Origin of the sequence: Streptomyces sp. ISL-87, from assembly GCF_018614095.1 — a bacterium.
Lineage (GTDB): Bacteria > Actinomycetota > Actinomycetes > Streptomycetales > Streptomycetaceae > Streptomyces.
In genome coordinates, this window is sequence record NZ_JAGGOY010000079.1 from 1 (window position 1) to 21109 (window position 21109).

21 protein-coding genes and 4 pseudogenes are annotated in these 21109 nt (G+C 69.1%); 9 read left to right on the forward strand and 16 right to left on the reverse strand.

Annotated features, from left to right (window positions below):
* The 3 genes from J7I97_RS27450 to J7I97_RS27460 form a co-directional block, all read left to right on the forward strand.
* The coding region (locus J7I97_RS27450) for a YciI family protein (protein WP_214939822.1) at positions 1-285 on the forward strand (285 nt) is incomplete at its 5' end.
* 252 nt (positions 286-537) lie between these two features.
* On the forward strand, positions 538-1491 hold the full coding sequence (locus J7I97_RS27455; RefSeq protein WP_308369411.1) for an endonuclease/exonuclease/phosphatase family protein: 954 nt from the start codon (positions 538-540) through the stop codon (positions 1489-1491).
* A gap of 118 nt (positions 1492-1609) precedes the next feature.
* Positions 1610-2194, forward strand: a complete 585-nt coding sequence (locus tag J7I97_RS27460) for a hypothetical protein (protein WP_214939824.1) — start codon at positions 1610-1612, stop codon at positions 2192-2194.
* A 28-nt stretch (positions 2195-2222) separates the two neighbouring features.
* Here J7I97_RS27460 and J7I97_RS27465 read toward each other — a convergent pair whose 3' ends face one another.
* Positions 2223-2681, reverse strand: coding sequence for a nuclear transport factor 2 family protein (locus tag J7I97_RS27465; RefSeq protein ID WP_214939826.1), 459 nt, complete (start codon positions 2679-2681; stop codon positions 2223-2225).
* Positions 2682-3071: 390 nt separating this feature from the next.
* Here J7I97_RS27465 and J7I97_RS27470 point away from each other — a divergent pair, with 390 nt between their 5' ends.
* The 4 genes from J7I97_RS27470 (at position 3072) to J7I97_RS39675 (ending at position 5932) form a co-directional block, all read left to right on the forward strand.
* Positions 3072-3953, forward strand: coding sequence for an NmrA/HSCARG family protein (locus J7I97_RS27470; protein WP_214939828.1), 882 nt, complete (start codon positions 3072-3074; stop codon positions 3951-3953).
* Between the two features lie 88 nt (positions 3954-4041).
* Positions 4042-4467 carry a MarR family winged helix-turn-helix transcriptional regulator gene (locus J7I97_RS27475; protein WP_214939830.1) on the forward strand — a complete coding sequence of 142 codons (426 nt, stop codon included), beginning with the start codon at positions 4042-4044 and terminating at the stop codon, positions 4465-4467.
* Between the two features lie 385 nt (positions 4468-4852).
* Positions 4853-5230, forward strand: coding sequence for a hypothetical protein (locus J7I97_RS38955; RefSeq protein ID WP_251059225.1), 378 nt, complete (start codon positions 4853-4855; stop codon positions 5228-5230).
* A gap of 570 nt (positions 5231-5800) precedes the next feature.
* A complete protein-coding gene (locus J7I97_RS39675) occupies positions 5801-5932 on the forward strand; it encodes a hypothetical protein (protein WP_285441185.1) in 132 nt (43 codons plus the stop codon).
* A 46-nt stretch (positions 5933-5978) separates the two neighbouring features.
* On the opposite strand, the pseudogene J7I97_RS27490 reads toward J7I97_RS39675, so the two are convergent.
* From J7I97_RS27490 to J7I97_RS27510, 5 genes and pseudogenes are all read right to left on the reverse strand, one after another.
* Positions 5979-6881 (reverse strand): annotated as a pseudogene (locus tag J7I97_RS27490) (ABC transporter ATP-binding protein); the annotation flags it as partial.
* 252 nt (positions 6882-7133) lie between these two features.
* Positions 7134-7961, reverse strand: a complete 828-nt coding sequence (locus J7I97_RS27495; protein WP_214939832.1) for an SDR family oxidoreductase — start codon at positions 7959-7961, stop codon at positions 7134-7136.
* Complete coding sequence (locus J7I97_RS27500) at positions 7936-8817, reverse strand: FkbM family methyltransferase (protein WP_214939834.1); 882 nt, start codon at positions 8815-8817, stop codon at positions 7936-7938. The genes J7I97_RS27495 and J7I97_RS27500 overlap by 26 nt, the downstream gene beginning before the upstream one ends.
* Positions 8818-8894: 77 nt before the next feature.
* On the reverse strand, positions 8895-9560 hold the full coding sequence (locus J7I97_RS27505; RefSeq protein ID WP_214939837.1) for a hypothetical protein: 666 nt from the start codon (positions 9558-9560) through the stop codon (positions 8895-8897).
* Positions 9557-10366 (reverse strand): glycosyltransferase family 4 protein, encoded by an 810-nt coding sequence (locus tag J7I97_RS27510; RefSeq protein ID WP_308369410.1) that lies wholly within the window; start codon positions 10364-10366, stop codon positions 9557-9559. Before J7I97_RS27510 ends, J7I97_RS27505 begins: the two co-directional genes overlap by 4 nt.
* Here J7I97_RS27510 and J7I97_RS38960 point away from each other — a divergent pair.
* Positions 10349-10585: a hypothetical protein gene (locus tag J7I97_RS38960; protein ID WP_251059226.1), complete on the forward strand. Its 237-nt coding sequence runs from the start codon at positions 10349-10351 to the stop codon at positions 10583-10585. The two genes, J7I97_RS27510 and J7I97_RS38960, sit on opposite strands and share 18 nt — an antisense overlap.
* On the opposite strand, the pseudogene J7I97_RS40450 reads toward J7I97_RS38960, so the two are convergent.
* The 10 genes and pseudogenes from J7I97_RS40450 to J7I97_RS27555 all read right to left on the reverse strand — a co-directional run.
* Positions 10487-10822 (reverse strand): annotated as a pseudogene (locus J7I97_RS40450) (glycosyltransferase); the annotation flags it as partial. The gene J7I97_RS38960 and the pseudogene J7I97_RS40450 sit on opposite strands and share 99 nt — an antisense overlap.
* 363 nt (positions 10823-11185) lie before the next feature.
* Positions 11186-11551 (reverse strand): annotated as a pseudogene (locus J7I97_RS27515) (transposase); the annotation flags it as partial.
* Positions 11552-12011: 460 nt separating this feature from the next.
* On the reverse strand, positions 12012-12788 hold the full coding sequence (locus tag J7I97_RS27520) for an ABC transporter permease subunit (RefSeq protein WP_214939843.1): 777 nt from the start codon (positions 12786-12788) through the stop codon (positions 12012-12014).
* Positions 12785-14335 carry an ABC transporter permease subunit gene (locus J7I97_RS27525; protein WP_214939846.1) on the reverse strand — a complete coding sequence of 517 codons (1551 nt, stop codon included), beginning with the start codon at positions 14333-14335 and terminating at the stop codon, positions 12785-12787. Before J7I97_RS27525 ends, J7I97_RS27520 begins: the two co-directional genes overlap by 4 nt.
* A complete protein-coding gene (locus tag J7I97_RS27530; protein WP_214939851.1) occupies positions 14332-15285 on the reverse strand; it encodes an ATP-binding cassette domain-containing protein in 954 nt (317 codons plus the stop codon). Before J7I97_RS27530 ends, J7I97_RS27525 begins: the two co-directional genes overlap by 4 nt.
* A 184-nt stretch (positions 15286-15469) precedes the next feature.
* Positions 15470-15709 carry a phosphopantetheine-binding protein gene (locus tag J7I97_RS27535; protein WP_214939853.1) on the reverse strand — a complete coding sequence of 80 codons (240 nt, stop codon included), beginning with the start codon at positions 15707-15709 and terminating at the stop codon, positions 15470-15472.
* A gap of 21 nt (positions 15710-15730) precedes the next feature.
* Positions 15731-16432, reverse strand: a complete 702-nt coding sequence (locus J7I97_RS27540) for a response regulator transcription factor (RefSeq protein WP_214939856.1) — start codon at positions 16430-16432, stop codon at positions 15731-15733.
* Positions 16429-17670 (reverse strand): sensor histidine kinase, encoded by a 1242-nt coding sequence (locus tag J7I97_RS27545; protein ID WP_308369409.1) that lies wholly within the window; start codon positions 17668-17670, stop codon positions 16429-16431. Before J7I97_RS27545 ends, J7I97_RS27540 begins: the two co-directional genes overlap by 4 nt.
* Positions 17671-18349: 679 nt before the next feature.
* Positions 18350-18952 (reverse strand): annotated as a pseudogene (locus J7I97_RS27550) (PucR family transcriptional regulator); the annotation flags it as partial.
* A gap of 224 nt (positions 18953-19176) precedes the next feature.
* A complete protein-coding gene (locus tag J7I97_RS27555; protein WP_214940059.1) occupies positions 19177-20145 on the reverse strand; it encodes a LysR family transcriptional regulator in 969 nt (322 codons plus the stop codon).
* A gap of 39 nt (positions 20146-20184) precedes the next feature.
* Between J7I97_RS27555 and J7I97_RS27560 the strand changes: the two genes are divergently transcribed.
* The gene (locus J7I97_RS27560; protein ID WP_214940056.1) at positions 20185-21078 is read left to right on the forward strand and encodes a serine hydrolase; all 894 of its coding nucleotides are present in this window, start codon (positions 20185-20187) and stop codon (positions 21076-21078) included.
* The last annotated feature ends 31 nt before the right edge of the window (positions 21079-21109 follow it).

Genomic DNA, 21109 nt, shown 5'->3' on the forward strand with positions numbered 1-21109 from the left:
GGACTTAACGCCCTCTCAGAGCGCCTCGCGGGACGTCCCGCGCATCGCGCACTCCTCCAGGGCCTTCACGAAGAGGGCCATCTCGTCGCCGCAGGTCCTTGGGCGGACGACACAGGCGCGCTACTTGTCTTCGATGTGGAACGTGGGGAGCTGGACCGCCTGCTCGAAGCCGATCCCTATTACCGCACACCCGGAGTCGAGGTACTCGGCGTGCGCGAGTGGGCGCCGATGGTCGGTCGAGGACAGCCCGCCACACCGGCCGCACCTGGACCGCCACACCGGTAACCCCCAGGGCATCACCCGCACCCATGTCCTCGTCACCATCACCGGTATTCTTTAACCCCTGGCGTCGCCGGCTCCCGCCGTACTTTCCGCACGGCGGGAACCGGAGGCGCTTCCGCAATACCCTCTCCAATCCACCTAACCGACCCGGCACTTCGACGGGCTCCGCGTCCCCTGCGGATCAGGAGCGACCAGCGGCGAACACCGCCCTCTGTCCCCCGCCGCTCCTCACCGCTCACCCGCAAAGGAACCCACGTGAGACTCCGCTTCCCCGGCGCCTACACGACTCTGATCACCGTCGCCGCCGTTATCGGTCTTGGCGGCGCCGGCCTGACAGCTCTCGCCCTTCAGCCCCACGCGGCCGCCGCCGAAGCTACAGCGGACGCGATGCCCTACGCCGTGGAGGACTTCCCCCACGATCTGCAGGTCATGTCCTGGAACATGTGCGGCTCACAGAGAGCCACATGGCACTGCGAGGGCACCGGAACACCGGACCAGAAGACGAGCATGGTCACCCACCACGTCGACACGAACCGGGTCCAGGCCGCCCTCCTGCAGGAAGTATGCGAGGACGACCTGACGCTCCTCATGAGCAAACTCGGTCCGGACTGGAGCAAGAACTTCGAGCCCTACCAGTGGGCCCAGGACGGCAAGAAGTGGCCCAGCCGCTGCGGAGAGGACACCGGGCGCGCCGACCGGATCGGGACCGCGATCGTCGTCAAGGGCCAGATCAGCGACGCCCGCCAGTACCCCATCACGCAGCCCGAGACCGGGCAGCAGTCACCCTTGCAGTGCGCAACGGCACTCGCCTGGGGAGTACGGCTGTGCAGCGTCCACGCCGCACGGGTGGGAGCCAACCCCGACCTCCCCAAGGAGGACTACCGCGACGAGCAGTTCGCCGAGCTCAAGGCCATCGTGGACACGTTCCCCAAGACGGTGTTCGGCGGAGACTTCAACTCACTCTCCCCCGACGACCCGAACAACACCGCTGCCTCCGTGTGGCCCGTCGGCCTCTACTCCACAGGACCCGGCACCCCGGGCTACCAGGAGTGCGACCAGAGCGGAACCTCCCGCACGGGCCGTCCCACCCACGCATTCGGCGGAAAGATCGACTACATCTTCAGCAGCGAGACCAAGCGCTGGTGCACCGTCACCGACACACCCTACTCAGACCACCACATATTGATCGAAAGCCTCAGCCTTCGCTGACGATCGCCGCGTCTTCCCCGCCATGACGGCTTTCGACGGGGTGTTCGCGAAGTACTGCCGTTCGGTGGCCGGATCAGGACTTTGCGGACACTCCCCGGGGCTCCACTACGTTGACCGCATGCAGAGACAGAGCAGGTGGAAGCGGCACGGTGGGGCCCGGCGGACGGTTCTGACGACAGCCGTACGGGCCGTCACGGCCACCACTTTGGCGATCGGCGCGCTGACCGCCTGTTCCTCCGACGAGGAGGACCTGTGGTACGCGACGGACTACGGCGCCCACGAGCCGCTGGCCGTGGTCGGCTATCCGTCGGTGGATTCCCTGCGGATAGCCCAGGAGGTGGTCTGGCGAATGGCCGACGCGAACCCGGGCAAGCTGGCCGCGCTCGCGACGCCGAACACCGTGGACAGCGCCCCCGAGAAGACCGCGGAGAACTGGATCACCGCCTTCGGCAAGGGCGCCCGGGGGAAGGTCACCGCCGAGTTCTACGACGAGGGCTCCAAACGACAGACCGTCGTGCTCTACTTCCACGGCACCGGGCAGATCAAGCAGCTGTTGGTCCGGGGAGGGATGGGTGGCGAGGAGGAAGGCTGGCACGTCTACATGACCGAAGCGGACTACGCGGAGGCCACGGCCGTACTCCCCTGGGTGCCCAAGACGCCTGGCGCGCTCGGCTCCAAGAGTGCCGCGGCCCCCGCGGGATGAAATCCGGTCGGCTCCGTCGCCCACGCCTTCACGGGGCGCAGGCCTCGGCGATCGACAGGCTGTTCTCGTAGAGGTGGTGCCGGGTGATCCGGCCGCCCTCGACGGTGAGGTGCAGCGCGAACGGTCCCTCGAAGGACTTTCCCGTCGCGCGTACGGTTCCCGACAGGCACCCCATCAGGACGGCGTCGGCGCCGTCGACCAGGAAGGTGTCGACGGAGGCGCGCGCATCCTCGGGCACGGTGTGCTCCATCAACTCCGTGAACTGCGCGGCGCATTCGGCGGCGGTGGACCGCGGGCGGACCCACGGGACGGTGGGGTTCTCGGCGAGGAGCCAGTCGACCTCCTCGGCGAAGAGCGCGACGAGCCGCCCGGTGTCCCCGGCCACCCGGGCGGCAAGGAACTCCTGCACGACGGCCCGGGTGGCGTCGGCGACGGAACTCGCGGAGGCGGCTGAACTCTCCGTGGTGACGGTGGACTTGACGGACATGGCGCTCCTCGCGGCTGCGGCTGGATCCCGGCGGGGGGTCCCGTCGATGTGCTTGATCCTGCCGGGAGGAGGGGAGAACGGTCGATTACCCCGAGGGTAATGAGCGGCCGGCAGCAACGGGGCAGACCTTCGGCAGGCTCAGCACACCGCACGTCGGTCGGACGCAGCAGCCCGAGGACCAGCGACAGCCTGGTTGCAACAGCCCACTCACGCCCGCCAGGTAGCGGCGGGACTCCATCAACAACTCCGTGCACAGCCGGGCCAGGCCCGATACAACTATGTGACCTGGATCACACTCTTGATTGCTGCGCGACACAGCATTCTCGCGTAATCTACTGCGTAGTGCAGTTGATGCGTCACGCAGATACTATCTACCTCCAGGAGAACCCCATGCTCACCGTTGCCGTCACCGGAGCCACCGGCGCCCAGGGCGGGGCCACCGCCCGCGCACTGCTTTCCTCCGGCCACCAGGTGCGCGCGCTCACCCGCGATCCCAACTCACCCGCCGCCGACGCCCTGCGCGGCCTCGGAGCCGACGTACGCCACGCCGACTTCGACGACCGCGCCTCCCTCGACGCCGCCCTCGCCGGAGCGGACTCGCTCTTCGCGGTCACCACCCCGTTCGAGGCCGACACCGCCACCGAAATCCGGCAGGGCAAGGCCCTAGTCGACACCGCCTCAACCGCCCGCCTCGGGCACGTCGTACTCACATCCGCCGCTCACGCCGACCGCGACACCGGCATCCCGCACTACGACAGCAAGCGCCTGATCGAGCAGCACCTGCGTGCGACCGGCTTGCCCTGGACGGTGATTGCCCCAGCGGCGTTCATGGACAACTACGCCAGCGGCTGGACCCTCGACGGACTGCGCGACGGCACATTCGCCTGGCCCATGCCCACCGACCGGCCGCTCACGCTCATCCCCGCCGACGACATCGGCGCATTCGCCGCGCTGGCCCTCCAGCGCCGCGACGAGTTCACCGGACGACGCATCGACATCGCCTCCGACGAGCGCACCCCTGGCCAGATCGCGGAAATCCTCGCGGCGGCCATCGGCCGCCCGATCGCCCACCAAGAGGTCCCCCTGTCCTATGTGCGGACCTGGTCCGCAGACCTGGCTGCCATGTTCGAGTACTTCACCACCTCCGGCCTCGACGTCGACGTCGCCCGGCTGCACCGTGACTACCCCGAAGTCGGCTGGCACAGCTTCACTGACTGGACCGTCGGCCAGGACTGGAGCGCGCTCCTGGCCCCCGCGCCCGCCCGTCACTGACCCTCCGGACGCCCGACACCAGCCCGACACCAGCCGCTGCGGCCGCCGGCTTCCGCGGGCCAACCATTGAGAAAGGCAGGGCACCTTCATGAAGCCCATCGGCTACTGGCTCAACCGCACTGACAAGGCCCTCACCCGCTACATGGACGACATGCTGGAAGAGTTCGGCCTCACTCGGATCGCCTGGCAGGTCCTCAACGTCATCCACGACGCTCCCGAGGCCACCGACTCCGACGTCCTTTCGACTCTCTCCGCCAACGCCGAAATCCACACGCTGACCGCCGCCGTCGACACCGTGCTCGCCGATGGCTGGGCAACGCGGCACGCACCAGACCGTCTCTCCCTCACCCACAGTGGCCGTCAGCGCCTGACCGATGTCGCCGAGCGCGTCGACGCGTTCCGCAACCTGTCCACAAGCGGCATCTCCCCTGACGAGTACCGCACAGCCGTCCTTGTCCTGGAACGCATGACCCACAACCTCGAAACGGCGGCAAGTGCTGATCGTCGGCCATGATGCCGAGCGCTTCCGTAACCGATCCCGGTACTGCCTCAGTTGGCCACATTCCGCGTCACGGTTGTCCGCTGGATGGCTCCGCTGGCCATTTTTGCACCCCCAGTCCTTCTGATCACGGGGGCAGGCGCACAGATGATCAATCGGCCGGAGGGGTTCTGCCAGGCACTGGTGGACTGCGGTCTGCAAGTGATCCGGTTCGACACCCGCGACACCGGCCGGTCGACGCACTTCCGTGACGCACCCGTGCCCGACTCCGCAGCGGCCCTGGCCGGTGACCTCTCGACGGCGTCCTACACGCTCTCCGACATGGCAGCCGACACCGTCCGGCCTCCTCGACGCGCTCGGCCTCACCGGCGTGCACCTTGTCGGCTCCTCGATGGGCGGGATGATCGCCCAGATGGTCGCGATCGAGCATCCGGACCCGGTGCGCTCGCTGACGTCGATGATGTCCACGACTGGTGAGCCCGGTGTGGGCGAGGCCGATTTCTCGGTGTTCACCGAGCTGGGAGGACCGCCCAAGGACCGGGAGGCTTTCGTCGATTGGCAGGTGTGCGCCCTGCGCCTCGCCGCGTCACCGGGTTTCGAGTTCGATGCGGCCGCTGCATCCCAGCGGGCCGGCCGGGTCTTCGACCGGGGGTACGACGCCCTCGGCATGCAGCGTCAGGGCCTCGCGGTCGTAGCGGCGGGCGACCGCACCGAACGGCTGTGTTCACTGCGGGTTCCCCACACTGGTGATGCACGGCGCCTCCGACATCTTGTGTGATGTCAGTGGCGGTCGGGCGACAGCTGCCGCCATCCGGGGTGCCGAACTGGTGATCCTGGAGGGGATGGGCACAACCTTCCGCGGGAGTTGTGGCCCGAGCTCGCCACCCACATCGCCGCACTCGTCCACCGCGTCGAGGGGGGCCAACTCGCCAACTGAAGCCGTCAGAGGCCACCTGCCGCGCGAAAGTTGCACACTCGGACCCCTCGACTACTTATGTCGATCTGAGTAGCCATCCTCATGTTCGTGCCCGCCGGACGATCTACGCTCGGCGACATGCATCCCCTTCGGCTCATCACCTGCGCATTGCCGTCTTCCCTCTTTCCCGAACGGATTCGAGTGGAACGAGCGGCAGGAGTCCGAGCCGAGCGCCGAGCGGAGCGCCAAGTGGGGCGCGTGAAACGGCATCCGGGCACCATGTCTCTCCTGCTGGGCATCTCCGCCACGGTCATGCTCGGATGTCCCTGGCTGCCGTCTACTTTCTCGAATTGGATCCGGTTCCTTCCCGTCTACTTCATCATTCCTGTGGGGATTTGCGCGATCGTCTCTGGAGTAAGCGCTCTGCGCGCGATGCGGGGAGAGGGAGCGGCCGACCGGCGCCGTGCGCGGGCCGGGATCGCCCTCGGTTCGGTAGCCGTCGTCGTGCCGGTCGCCGTCGCCGTCTGGGCCTACTGGACTCTCAGCACGCAGACGTACGGGTGATGCGAAAGGATGTCCAGGACCCGCCGCTGCGCCCACGGGGTCGTGATCAGTGCAGGTCGGACCGGGCGGGGCCGTCCTCGAGGAAGCCGCCCGACTGGTGCTGCCACAGCTTCGCGTAGGCGCCGTCGGAGGCGAGCAGCTCGTGGTGCGTGCCCTGTTCAACGATGCGTCCGCGGTCGAGTACGACAAGCCGGTCCATGTGGGCCACGGTGCTGAGCCGGTGCGCCACCACGAGCGCCGTCCGCCCCTCCATAAGGCGCCACAGCGCCTCCTGGACGAGGATCTCGCTCTCGGAGTCCAGGGCGCTGGTCGCCTCGTCGAGCAGCAGGATCGGAGCGTCGCGCAGAATCGCCCTGGCGAGCGCGACCCGCTGGCGCTGTCCGCCGGAGAGCTTGACGCCGCGCTCACCGACCATGGTGTCGAGACCGCACGGCAGGGCGTCCGCGAACTCCGTGACGTGCGCCGCCTCGGCCGCGCGGCGGATCTCGGCGTCGGTGGCGTCCGGCCGGGCGAACGCGATGTTCTCCCGCAGCGTGCGGTGGAACATCGCCGGGTCCTGCGGCACGTAGGCCATCAGGTTCCGCAGGTCGCTCTGGCGCAGCCTGCTGATGTCCTGCCCCCCGATCAGGATGCGGCCCGCGTCGATGTCCGTCATGCGCAGCAGCAGCCGGGTGAGCGTGGTCTTGCCGCCGCCGGACCGCCCTACGAACCCGATCTTCGCCCCGCTGGGCACGGCCAGGTCAAGTCCCTCGAAGAGCGGGGCCGCGCCCGCGTGGGCGAAGGTCACCTGATCGAAGCGGATGTCGGCCGCCCGGGTCGGCGGTGGCTCCGGCGACTGCGGGTCGACCACGGTCGGCGGCTTCAGCAGCAGCTCCGTGAACTGCGCGGCCTCCGTCATCGAGCTCTCCAGACGACGGTAGATCTGGTTGAACTCGCATTGGATCTCTGAACGTTTCCGCAGGTCAGAGCGTTACGAGTCCCTGCAAGTCAGCAAAAGTCAGCATCAGAGCGCTCCACCTCAAGCCTGATCACGAGGACCACCGACGGCTACTTCCGCACCGGCGAGCTCGCGCGGCGCACCCCGAACGGCAATCTGTTTGTGACCGGCCGCCTCGAGGAGGCCCCGGCGGCGGGCTGACCACGAGGATCCCTCTGGCCTGTGACGGGCGGGGCGTACGGGCTGGGCGCCTTTGCGGGGGCTTCACGCATGCTCGTGACCCGGGATGTGCTGTAGACCGCCGTTGCTGCACAGGAGCTGACCGTTGATCCAGCCACCCTCGGGAGAACAGAGAAAGCCCACGAGACGGGCACACTCGCCTGGCGTGCCCAGCCTGCCCAGCGGGGTGGCCTTGACGAGGGTCTCCCGCACCCGGTCGGTCATCCAGCCCGTGTCGACCGGGCCCGGATTGACGACATTGGCGGTGACGCCGAGTGCGGCCAGTTCCTGGGCGGCTGCCAGGGTGATCCGATCGAGGGCGCCCTTGCTCGCCCCGTAGGGCAGGTTCCCGACCGTGTGGTCGCTTGTCAGGGCGATGATGCGGCCGCTGCCGTACGGTCCGGTGAAGCGCTCAGCGTAGGCCTGAATGAGGAGCCAGCCGGCCCGGGCGTTGACGGCGAAGTGCCGGTCGAAGCTCTCGACGCTGGTGTCCAGCAGGCCGGAGGCGACCGACTCGGCGTGGGCCAGGACCAGAGCGGTCACGTGCTGGCCGAAAGCTGCCTCGACGCTGTCGACCACTGTGGCAGCGGCGGCCGGCTCGGAGAGATCGGCCTCCAGGAAGACGGCTCGGGCACCGGTCTCGGCGACCCGTGCGGTCAGCCACTCCGGGGCGCCCTCCTCCCTTCCCCAGGGCATCCTCGAGTCGTACGGCGTCCAGTAGGTGAACGCCACGTCCCATCCCGTTTCCGCCAGGCGCGTGACGATGGCGGCGCCGAGTCCACGTCGCCTGCTGGCCCCAGTCACCAGCGCCACAGGCCGCGGTCCTTGTTCTGGCGGGGAGAGGCGTTCATTGATCGACGTCGGGGGCGACATGAGGCCTCCTCGCGGACTGGGAGGGCTTCGGCTGGCGGGCGGGTACGGCGACGGGGGGCTTCCCTCCGCTGAGCAGCGTCGTCAGGTCCCGTCTCGAGTGGTGCACCGCGAGGAGATTCGGACCGAAGAACCTCTCGTCGAACAGCGTGTAGGGCCGGAAGTCGACGCGCCGCGGCATGATCTTCCCCACGCGGTAGCCCAGAGGGCTGAGCAGATCGTACAGGCGATACAGGAGTGAGCCCGAAAGGATCGCGGCGTAGCCGTACTCGAACTGGACGACCGCCACCCTGCCGTCGCACAGGGCCTGTTGGAATCCCTTCAGGACTTCCAGTTCTGCGCCCTCCGTGTCGATCTTGAGGAGATCCACGGTCTCGATGCCGTGCGCGGTCAGGTAGTCGTCTCCCCGAAGCACAGGCTCCTGTCGCCACTCGAAGCACGCGTCGTGTGGGTAGTCGTACAACGAACTCAGTTCGTCACGCCCCGGGTAGTACTTGACCCGTCGGGTGCCGGACCGGCCTGCCAGCCCTGCTCCGGCCACCACGATGCCCGTCCGTTCAGCCGCGAGGCGATGAAGTCGGCGTCGCACGGGCAGTACGAGTTCGAAGCAGTGCACCGTGGCCCCGGGGCACGCGTCGAGGGCGGTCAGGGCCCAGGCTCCGCGGTTGGCACCCACATCGAAGAGGACGGGGCCACCGGAACGCTGGTGTACCGGGCCGCTGGCCCGGCTCAAGCACCGCAGGACGCGCTCTTCGCCGTTCGTCGCCAGGCAGTGGTCCTCAGTGTGGAGCACGGAGAGGGCACCGTACACCGCGTTGCGGGCCGCGCGCACGATGCGGGCGTCGGGATGCCTGCGCACCCACTCACGCAACGCTCGGTCCGCCCGTGGCGGCAGGCCGCTGGGCCGGACAGCCGGGAACTGCTGTGCCTGTGGACTCACGGCGTACCCCCGGTGCCGGTGCCGGTGCCGGAGTCCGGGTCGGATGCCCGGATCGCCGTCCCGATGGTGCTGACCGTCTTCCGGAAGCCACGGAAGCGCGTGACGGTGTAGATCCACAGCCCCGTCGCAGCGGCGGCCGGTACGACGACGAGGACGACCGAGCGCTCGCCACCGACCAGCATGACCACCACGTACCCGCAGATCATGAGGGGCGGCGTACAGCCGAACAGCAACATGGCGTACACATCGGCTGCCGTGCTGCTCTGCACGTACACCCTGCTATGCGGAGCGGCCGTGCCGTACAGCGCCCGCTGCGTCGTCCCGCCGCCGGCGTCGATCCTCCGCAGGAAGTGTTCCCAGCGCAGGACGGGGCGGCGGACATCCGCGCTGAGCTGCGGGCTGAGTTCGAGAGCGATGTAGCCAGCGATCTTGTACACCTGGCCGGCGTGGTCGACCCAGAACAGCCACAGGAAACTGGAGGCGGCCGCGAGGCCCAGCAGGACGTCAGGGAGCCTGGTCATCACGGACAGACCGGTGCCGAGCGCCGCGAGCTGGAGCGTGATGAGGGCGTAGGCCAGATTCGTACGGTTGTTGATCTCCTGACGGAGGTTCTGAAATTCGGTGACGTCGATCTCTTCGGGCGTGGGCGGAGCACCGCTCATCCCGAGTCTCCCGAGTCGCCCGTGAAACCGCCCGAATGCACCGCCGTGTACATGTTCTCGAGCCGGCCCGTGTACGCGTCGATCCCGCAGCGCCGCGCCGTCTCCAGTCCGCCGGCGACGACCCGACGGCGCAGCCCCGCGTCGTCGTCCAGCAACCGCAGTGCGGCACGCGCCAGGGCGCCGCTGTCGCCGCGCGGCACGACCAGTCCGTTGACCCCGTCGACGACGGTCTCGACCAGGCCGCCCGAGTCGGCGACGACCACCGGCCGCTCGGATGCCATGGCCTCCAACGGGACGAGCCCGTAGGGCTCCTCCCCCGTCGTCGGGTACCAGACCAGATCACAGCCCCGGTACGCGTCACCCATCGCGAGCGGCGGGAAATCCTGGAACACGACGTGCCCGGCTACTCCGGCGTCGGCCGCGTACCGTGTCAGACGCCGCCTGAGCTCGGAGACGACCGCCGACTCGCCGATGATGTTGTCGCCCGAACACAGGACGAGACTGGCGCGACCCAACCGCCTGCGTACGTCGACGAAGGCCTCGAGTCCGATGTCTACTCCCTTCCACGGGAGCGGCCGCGCAGGATGGAAGATGACGGGTCGTTCGAGTCGGTCGAGTGCCTCGTGCCGGGGCCCCTCCGAGGCGAACCTCGACACGTCGATGCCCAGCGGCAACGTCACGGACGGAGCCCGGCTCGGGAGGGAGGCGCGCAGGAAGTCGCTGACGTACAGCAGCAGGTTCCAGGGCAGGTCCATCACATCGCGGAGCACGTGCTCTCCGGTGTGGTCGTGGACACTGTTGAGCACGACCGGTTCCGTACGCCCCGCCTGTCCGCGCGCGGCATCCACGGCGGCCAGGACGCCGTGCGCGAGCTGCGGCCCGTAGTGATGCGCGTTGTGCAGGTGCACGACATGGGGCCGCATCGAGTCGAGGAGTTTGCATACGACGACTTCGATCGACCGGAGATGGACGGCTCGGCCTTCGGCACCGGCACGATGAACCCTGAGGAGTTCCTCCGGCCGTAGCAGGGGACGCCGGTGCACGGGCACGCCCTCCCACGTCTCGTCTGACTCCTCTCCCCCGACCAGACACAGGATCTCGTGGCCTCGCCTGCGCAGTTCCCTCACCAGGTCGGCCAGGTGTGTCTCCACCCCTCCCCATGTGGGAGGGAAGGCATGAGCCACCATCATGATGCGCACGCGACGGCCTCTCGATTCCGAATGACGTCCGTTGCTTGGACGAGTCGCATGCCCGACCGGCATGGGTCTGGCGCAGCGACTCCGCGACGGTCGGGTCCACACAGCGCCGGCCTCCGGCGACCGGATCCCGGCCTCGACCGTGGATCAGCGTGTCAAACAACCAGGACGGACGCCAGGAAGACGATCGCCGACGCGCCGACGAGGTCGAACAGGTACGACCGGCGGGGGGCGCCTCCCAGCAGATCATCCTCCGTACGTCTGCCCACGGAAGCGCCCCTCGCAGCGCCGTCAGCGCCTGCCCGAGGCCCCGGGGCTGCGCGGGCCCGGACGAGGATCCGGCGATCCGGCGGTTCGTGGGCGGGGCCTGTTCGACGGCTTCACGACCAGTAGTCCAGGGCCGGGATTCCGGGGCGATGGGCTTGGCTGGCCGGCGGCCGGCCCGTGCCGCAGGTCGGGGACGTCAAAGGCCTTGTCCGCGTGCAGGCGTTGGGGTTTAAAGTGGCGGCCGCGGTGGGGGTCGTGTCTCGTTTGGTGACCGAGCACCATGGGCTTCAGGGCTTCGCTGTCGTGGGTGTTGCCCGCGCTGACGCCGACGACGAGTGGCAGTCCTGCCGCGTCCGACAGGATGTGCATCTTGGAATCCGGCTTGCCCCGGTCCACGGGGCTCGGACCTGTGAGTTCGCCCCCCTCTTTTGCCCTGGCGTGGGCGGAGTCGAGGACTACGCGGGAGAAGTCGAGCAGGCCGGCGTCGTCGAGCCGGTACAGGATCTCCTCGTGCAGCCGGCCCCACACGTCAAATGAGCGTCAAGATATCGCCCGTAACGCCCACAGCGCACATCATGCGCACCGACAAAATCGCAGGTCAGATACCTTCCCGCACCGGTTCAAGGATCGCCACGCACTCCACGTGGTGGGTCGCGCAAAACATGTGCAACACAAGCGTGTGCAAGGAAACCGCAGGCCAGAGACCTGTTCCACTCTGACCGGGCGCAACGCCCTTGTGTGTTACGTGCGGAGTGGGCGCCAAGTGCGAAGTCCTGACGCTCAGCCTCTCCGTCGCGCTCGGGACAGCGGCACGGTATGCGACATCAACATCATCCAGTTCGGGGCCATTTGACGGCACCATGTGCCAAGCAGCTGTGTTGCGCTCTATCAGGATTCGGGTGGATGGCCCCTCGTCACCCTGCGGACCCCTCCAGCAACACGAGACCGCCTTACCCGCCCGGGGGGGGTGGCGGGCAACCTGGTTCGGTTACACGTCTCGCGAGTGCAGCGTCGCGCCCCCGACGGCCAGTGCGCCGGCGGCCCACAGAGCCACCACGCCGAGACCTTCCCAGGGACCGATCGGGAGTTGGTCGACGCCGATCGTCGTCTGGACGGAGAGGCCGGCCGTCATGGGGGCGCTCTGCTGGAGGAGCCGCTGCCAGTCCGGGTCCGTGATCACCTGGGTGAGGATCGGGAAGAAGAAGAGCAGTCCCAGAACGATCCCGATCGCCGTCGCCGAGCTCCGCACGATCAGTGCAATGCCGAGGCTGAGCAGCCCGATCAGGGCGAGGTAGAGGACGGAGCCCACGCCGGCGCGCAGCGTCTGCGAGTCGGCCAGCGACATCGGCTCGTACCCGTGCGCCTCGGTGAAGCCCCGGCCCGGCTGGACCATCCCGCCGATCAGCAGGGACCCGAAGACACCGATGGCACCCGCCACCACGATCACCGCGCTGAGGACGGCCGCCTTCGAGAGGAGGACGGTCAGCCTGCGCGGTACAGCGGCGACCGTGGTCTGCATCATGCCGGTGCTGTACTCGTTGCCGACCATCAGCACCGCGACGATCGCGGCGACGACCTGGCCGACCATGACACCGGTGAGGCTGAGCTTCGTGGCGTCCTCTCCACAGCCGATGGCATCACACCGGGAGGTCATGGCCACCGCGGCGCCGACTGCCAGGGTCAGGGCCACGGCGCCGAGCAGCAGCCAGCCGTTGCTGGAGTCCGTCCGCAGCTTCGTCCACTCCGCGCGTCCCGCGTACCTCATACGTCCCTCCGGCGGATCAGGACCAGGGCGCCGACGAAGGCGGCCGCGGCGTAGGCGGACAGGACGGCGAAGCCCTCCCACGGCGCCAGCGGGAAGTAGCCGTGCGCCGGCGAATAGACGGTGACGACCTGGTCGTAGTGGGTGACGGTCTGCTGGATGGCGAACCCGGCGGCCGGCGTGACCTTCAGGAGCCAGTCCGAGGCCGCGGGGGGCAGCACGGATGCGGTGGCGAGCAGGTAGGGCAGCACCATGCCGATGACCACCACGGTGATGGTCACGGCGCTGCGCCGCAGGATCGCGCCGACCGCCAGGGCGAAGACGCTGGCAGCCGCGAGCAGCAGGCCCGTTCCCACGATGACCCGCAGTTCGGTCGATGACGGCACCGTCAGGACGGGAAAACCGTTCGCGAAGGACCGTGCCGCGCCGAAGGGCACCATGACGGCGGCAGCGATCGTTCCGGCGAGGAAGGCGGCGCAGCCCACCACGAGGGCCTTCGACACCAGCACGCGGCCCCTGCTCGGACTGGCCGCGAAAGTGACGCCGATCAGTCCTCGCCGGTACTCGACGGTCATGTAACCCGCCGCCACGACGACCATCATGATCAGTCCTGCGAACGCGCCGACGAGGAAGTTCGAGAGGATGCGCACACCGCTGGCGGCCGGTCCGCCGACCACCGGCGCGATGTCGCCGGCCCCGGTGATGCGGTAGCCCGAGCCGGACCGGATCACTTCGCCCTTCGTCGACTGGCTGTAGCTGCCGTTCGTACCTGCGCCGTCGCTGACCTGCCGGTCCTGCCAGGCGTTGCCGCTCCACCCGCCGCTCAGGGTGGGGGCGCTGAACGTGCCGGTGGCGACGGCGGGGTTGAACCCCGTTCCCGTACCGGTCTCCTCCGTGGCCGACGGCGAGGTCACGAACAGCCCGACCTGCGGCGAATCCGAGAGTCCGGAGAGCCGGGCGGTGCCCACCTCGGCCCAGTTGCTGCCGTCCGTCGACTGGTAGCCGGTCACGGTGTCACCGGAGCGCTCCAGCCGGAGCCAGCGCGGCGCCTCCTTGGACACTGCGCCGGGCAGTCCCGCCGTGTCGTGCGTGTAGTCGTACTGCATCCGTACGCCGTGGGCGCCGGTGACCATCATCGACGCGTACGAGGACCCCGGCTTGAGGGAGTCCTTCACGATGATTCCGGCCTTGGCCCAGGGTGCGAGACCGGGCTTGTTCTCCGTGGGCGACGACGCGACCTGACCGGTCAGCGAGGGCACGGACACCGTGATGCCGCCGTCGCCCTTCAGTGGCTGGTGCATGAAGTAGAAGGCGTCGTTGACCGCTTCACCGGAGGGACCGACGGGCAGCTTCGATGCGTTGACGCCCCCGTCGTTGCTCGCGGCCGTCGCGAGCAGACCGACCAGGCAGGTGATCACCAGCGCGCCGACCGTGCTGAGCACCCAGCCCCGTACGGTCCGGAACTTGGTCCACTCCGCGTGCAGTACGCGTCCGAAGCCGCCCCACTCCGGCCGGCGGGTGGCGGGAGGCGGCGAGAGCGTCGTGATCATCGTCCGGCCTCCTTGGTGACGACCCCGCGGTACTGCACGGAGTCCCGGGTGAGTTCCATGTACGCCTCTTCCAGGGACGCCCGGTGCGAGGACACTTCGGAGAACGCCACCGCGTTCGCGCCGAGCACGGACACGACGTGCTCGGCCGGCAGGTCGGTGACGCTGATCGTGTCGCTGCTCGTGGAGCTCACCGTCGCACCGGCCCGCGCGAGCACGTCCATCGCCTGCGCAAGGGCCGACGTGCGCAAGGTGACGCGCCCCTCGGAAACCGAGGCGAGCAGCTCGCGCACGCTCATGTCGGCGACGACCTTGCCGCGCCCGACGACGATCACGTGATCGGCCGAGTCCTGGAGTTCACTCATCAGGTGACTGGACACCAGCACGGCACGGCCCTGTTCGGCGAGCGACGCCAGGAAGCCCCGCATCCACATGAAGCCTTCGGGGTCCAGGCCGTTGAACGGCTCGTCCAGCATGAGCATCGGCGGGTCGCCGAGCAGCGCGGCTGCGATGCCCAGCCGCTGCCGCATCCCCAGGGAGAAACCGCCCGCCTTGCGCCCTGCCACGTCCTGGAGGCCGACCCTACGGATCACCTCGTCCACGGCGGCGGTGCCGAGCCCCTGCGAGTGCGCCAGCCACAGCAGGTGATGGCGGGCAGTCCGGCTCGGCTGTACGGCAGCCGCGTCGAGCAGCGCGCCGACGTGCTTGAGAGGCGTGCGCAGCGTCTGGTACGGGCGTCCGCCGACCAGCGCGCTCCCCTTGTCCGGCTTGTCCAGGCCGAGGATGACACGCATCGTCGTGGACTTTCCGGCGCCGTTCGGACCGACGAAACCGGTGATCTGCCCCGGCCTGACGGAGAACGACATGCCGTCCAGTGCCTGAGTGCTGCCGAAACGCTTGTAGACGTCCCTGACCTCGATCACAGCTTGCGACCCATCGATCGTCTTCTCCATGGAAAAAGGCTAGGGAAAGGAGGGGGTGCGGGTCGTCACGGCAAAGAGTGAAGTTCCGCGGTGCTCGCGTGAGGGACGAAGCAGACCGCCCCTCCCTCGTACGAGGGAGGGGCGGTCTCCTCCCTGAGGATGTGGCCCAGGATCTGTCGTGTGGATCGGGCGGGCGTGATCCACACGCCGGGACTCAGAGGTCGAATTCCTCGTACTCCGTGTCCTCCGCGTCCGCACCGCTTCCGACGATCGTGGCGATCGCCGCGACCATGGGCCGGTCGAAGACGGAGGCGTGCGACAGATCGACCCCGAACACCGCCCTGACGCGTGAGACCGCCGGTGTGGCGAGCAGCGAGTGCCCGCCCCGGTCGGAGAACTTGCCGTCGACCCCGACACGTTCCACGCACAGGAGCTCGGCCCCCAGGAATCCCATAGGTCCGGAGTCCCGGATTCCCTAGTCGGTCCTGCGGAATCCCGGGACGACGAGTCCCGTTTCGTACGCCGCGATCACGGCCTGGGTGCGGTCCCGCAGGCCCAGTTTGGTCAGTGTGCGGCTGACGTGCGACTTCACCGTCTCCTCCGTGACGAGGAGGCGGGCGGCGATCTCCCCGTTGGACATACCTTCGGCGACGAGCAGCAGTACCTCGGTTTCCCGCGCCGTGAGCATCTTGACGTCCGGCGACGGCTGGGCCGTGGTCCTGGCGGGTAGTTGCGTGAACTCACTGATCAGCCGGCGGGTGACCCCGGGGTCGAGCAGGGCCTCTCCGGCGGCGACGACGCGCACGGCGTCGAAGAGCCGCTCGGCGGTGGCGTCCTTGAGCAGGAAGCCGCTGGCTCCGGCGCGCAGCGCGTCGTAGACGTACTCGTCCAGGTCGAACGTCGTCAGGATGAGGACGCGTGGCGCCTTCGCTCTGTCGGGCGCGTCGCCGAGGAGCTGCCGGGTGGCCTCTATGCCGTCCATCTCGGGCATGCGGATGTCCATGAGGACGACGTCCGGGGACACCTCTCGGCAGACACGGACCGCGTCGACGCCGTTGGTGGCGGTCTCGACGATGGTGAATTCCGGCTGGGAGTCGAGGAGTGCGGCGAATCCGGTGCGGACGACCAGGTGGTCGTCCGCAATGACGACGCGGATCGGTGTCGGCGGGGAGGTCATGTGGTCCGTTCTGGCTTGGCGGGGAAACTGGCTTCGACGATGAATCCACCGGAGTCCGCCGGACCTGTGTTGATCAGCCCTCCGACCGCGGCGACCCGTTCCCGCATGCCGAGCAGGCCGTAGCCGCCGTCCGGCGTCGCGGGCGGCGCTCCGGGGCCGTTGTCGCGGATGCTGACGCGCAGGGCGTCGTGGGCGTAGTGCAGTTCCACGTCGACCGGTGCGCCCATGGCGTGTTTGCGGGCGTTGGTGAGGGACTCCTGGACGATGCGGTAGGCAGCCAGCTCGATTCCTGGTCCCATGGGGCGCGGGATACCGCTGAGGATGAGCCGGATCATGGCGGTGGAGGCTTTGCGGGCCTCGTCGAGCAGGTCGTTGAGCTGGGTGAGGTCGGGTTGCGGCTTCCGCTCGCCGCCGGTGACGGGCCCGTCGTCCTCGCGCAGTACGCCGAGCAGGCGGCGCATCTCCGTCAGGGCCGCGCGGGCGGTGTCGCCGATGCCGAGCAGCCGCTCACCGCCTGCGGCGGGCATGCCGGGGGTGGCCACGCGGGCCGTCTCGGCCTGCACGGCGATCATGGAGACGTGGTGGCCGACGACGTCGTGCAGTTCGCGGACGATACGGGCGCGCTCCTCGCGGGCGGCGTTCTCCCATTGGCTGCCGGCCATGACTTCGCGTATGGCGTTGTGTTCCCGGTCGCCTTGTCTTGCGCGTCGGGCGAGACCGGCGAAGGCGGCCATCGGGGCCAGCGAGGCGAGGAGCACCGTGCGCGCCCGGTAGTCGGTGTCCGTGGATCCGGCGAGGGCCAGTGCGAGGAACGGTGTGGTGAAGAGCATCGCCGCCAGGACGTTTCCGCAGCGGCCGAGCCGGTACTGGGCGAGCAACTGAGCGGCGAAGCCTGCCAGCGTCAGCGTATGGAAGATCGTGAGTGAGCCGAAGCTCGCCGCGGTCACCGTGAATCCGGCGAGGACGGGCCGCAGGAGAGCCAGTGGCAGCGCGGTGCACAGGCATAACAGCCCCATGACCATGGCGAGTTGGAAACCGCCGACGCTTCCGTCGGCCGCTTTCTGCGAGGTGTCCGCGAACATCCGGGGGATCGACCCATGGACGGCGACCAGCTCGGCGAGCGATTCGGCGATCGCGAGCACGCACAGCATCGAGATGAACACGGCGTTGCACGGGAGGGCCGTGGCCCGCCACAGCACTCCGGTCCAGCCGTCACGCCAGGCAGTCGCACGGTTCACGCCGGTCATTATGGCAGCCGGACCTCTGCGCAGCCGTCCCTCCAAGCAGTGATCAGGTACTCCCTCGCGCGAGGGACAGGGGCATCGCTCGCGCGAGGGAGCAGGGTGGTGCACGGCTCAGCGACGAGCCTCCTTCAGGGCGCCCGCCCGGCGTTCCAGGCCTCGGTCAGCTGGTCCGTCCGGCCGCCGAAGCCGACCCGGATGTGCTGGGGACTGCCGAAGCACGATCCGAGGATGATGAGTACCCCTCGTTTCCGGAACAGCCCGTCACAGAAGGCTACGACTCCGTTCGGCCACGCTGTCGCCCGGACAATTGAGGACGGAAGCCAAGGCGTGGATCGCGTTTGCGCTGGTTTCCGCACTGGCCAGGTGCGTACAGGCCTCAGTCAAGCGATAGCAAAGCGGGTCGTCTCCACTCGACAGTTTCACCTGCACGAACGAGCCCCTGACGAGCCATCAGAGCGAGCGTCAAATGAGCGTCACGAGCGTCATTTCAGCGTCAAGATATCGCCTGTAACGCCCACACCGCACATAATGCGCACCGACGAAACCGCAGGTCAGGCGCCCTTCGCCACCGGCTCCAGGATCGCGACGCACTCCACGTGGTGCGTCATCGGGAAGACGTGGAGACAGAGCCCTATCAGCCCTGCCCTGCAGGGGGTCGAGCGTCACGGGCGTCGGCCTGCGTAACGGGCAGCGACGTGGCGGCCTCCGTCACGGGAACCGAGGGGCCGATCGCGCCGGACCAGCCGGTGAGGGCCCGGTGCAGCAGCTCTGCGCGTCCGGGGGCATCCGGGTCCGGTACGACCAGGCACGGCCGCTCGCCCTCCATGTCGAACAGCACCTCGTCGCCCACGGCAGGGGCGACCGCCTCCGCGGCAGGGCGGAGCAGTACAGCTACCGCCACCTTTTCGGGCAGCTGCCAGCCCACGTCGGCCGCGCGGTCGGCAAGGAAAGCGGACGGATCCGAGCGGTGCTCGGAGAGCAGGAGATCGACGAGGAGGCGCTGCAGGCGCAGCCGCTCCCCGGCCTGGCGGGCGATGGCCTCGGCGTATCCGCGTACGGACTGGGCCACCATCACGTCGAGATACTCGAACGCGGACTCGGCGAGCTCGTACATGGCCGAGGACGGAATCTCGGCCTCCTGGCCGATCTCCGCCATGCGCCGCCAGGAAAGCCGCACGCCCAGCCGGTAGATCCCCTGCAGGGAGTCCAGGCTGCGCCCATGGGCGACCTCGCCGCGCCCGAAGTCCCGGAACATCTCGGGAAGAGTGCTCGGGCGGTCCGAGCCGCCGCCCGGCGGCCGCCGCCGTCCCGGCTTCCCCGCTGACGCAGACGCCTACTGGGGCTGCAGGCCGTGGCACTCCCCACGGAGCCGCCCGCGCCTCCAAGGGTCCCAGGCGGTCGTCGCCTTGATCCCGCCGCTGGTGTCCGCGGATTCGCGGTGGCCGCCGCTGCGGCACACCACCTCGCCGGTGAACGTGACGGCGGGAGCGGGTGTCCGCGTCAGCTCGACTCGTCGTACACCACCGACCATGGGCGGGGTGGCCCGTCCGGTGAGCCGGGGTTGCCGTCATGGCGCAGGGTCGCCGTATGGTCGCGGGCGAGCACACCAGCCGCGAGCTCCGCGAAGTGCGGGGCTGCCGGGTGGGCGGACCGGCCGGCGGGCCAGGCCCCGGTCGTCCGCTGGACGAGTGGGCGGCCGGCCAGCGGCCGCCAGACGACGCGGGGTTCCTTGCGGGCCACCGGCCCCTGGTCGAAGGCGACGCCGTGGCCCGCGTGGACAAGAGCCAGCAGGAACTCGGGGTTGGCGGCGTGCCGGAGCCGGCCGGGCACGAAGCCCTCGGCGCGGCAGGTGTCGAGGACCCGGTCGTACCAGCCGGGGGCCTGGGCGCGGGGGAAGAGCACCAGGTCGTGGCCGGACAGTTCGGCGAGCGCGACCTCGGGGAGCCGCGCCAGCGGTGAGGTGCGGGGCAGGACGACGCCGAGTTCCGCGCACACCTCCGGGCCGAGGCGGAGTTCGGTGGCGTCCACGGGCTGGTGGACGAGGCCGACGTCGAGTCCACCCGAGGCGAGCAGCCGCAGCTGTTCCTCGGTGGTGATCTCCTGGAGATCGACGGACAGGCCCGGGGCGTGCTCCGCGCAGGCCGTGAGCAGCGTGGAGAGCATGGCGACCGTGGTGTCGGGAGGGACGCCCGCGCGCAGGGTGCCCAGGCCGCCGTCCCCGGCGCGGCGGGCCAGCGTCCGTAACCGCTCCTCGCGGGCCAGGAGTTCGCGGGCCTCGTCCAGCAGCACCATGCCGGCGGCGGTCAGCCGGACCTGGCGGTGCGATCGGTCGAACAGTTCGGCGCCGAGGTCCTTCTCCAGTCTGCGTACCGCTTGGCTGAGGGGCGGTTGGGCCATGCCAAACCGGTCGGCGGCCCGGCTGAAGTGCAGCTCGTCGGCGACAACGACGAAGATACGCAAGTGGCGCAAGAGATCCACAGCCAAGGACCTTACGTGAGGGGCGCAGCGATGGTCGAGGAACGGATCCGCGAGGTCTTCGCGGGGGCGGGTGCCGAGGGGTTGCTGCATGCGGTCCCGGTCGGCGGGGGGCCGGAGGTCGAGGAGGTGGCCGTCGGTGCGGAAGAGCCCGTGGTGATCGCCTCGGTCTTCAAGGTGCTGGTGGTCCTGGAGTTCGCCCGGCAGGTGTCCGCCGGCCAACTCGACCCCCGTGAGCGGGTGCGGGTCACGGCGGCCGACCGGCTCGGCGGCTGGGGCACCGCCGGCTGCGCGGACGACGTCGAGCTGTCGCTGCGCGATCTGGCGTTCTTCGCGATCTCGGTGAGCGACAACTCGGCGGCGGATCTGCTGCTGGCACGGGTCGGCCTGGACACCGTGCGGCTTCTCGCCGGGGAACTCGGGCTCGCCAGGACCCGGATCGTGGGTGGTCCCCGTGACGTACTGGAGTCGATGCTCGCCGAGGTCGGCGCACGGGACGAGGCGGAGTTCGCCCGCCGGTACCCGGCTCTGACGGACGATCGCAAGAGACGGCTGAGCGTGCTGGATCCGCAGCGGACCAACGCCGCCACACCCCGTGAGATCACCCGACTGCTGCGTCTGGTCTGGCGTGACGAGGCGGGCCCGCCGGATGCCTGTGCTCAGGTGCGGGAGCTGATGGCCCGCCAGGTGTTCAAGCACCGGCTGGTGTCGGGGTTCCCCGACGAGGTGACGATCGCGGCGAAGACCGGAACCCTGCCCGGGCTGCACATGGAGGCGGGGGTCGTCCGGTATCCCGACGGCGGTCGCTACGCAGTCTCCGTCTTCGCCCGTACGCGGGAGCTGGCCGCCTCGCGTACCGCGGTGGACTCCGCGATCGGCGCCACAGCCCGGATCGCCGTCGACTTCCTGCGCAGTAGAGGGCTCTGACGTGCACTCATATGCATACACATATGAGGAC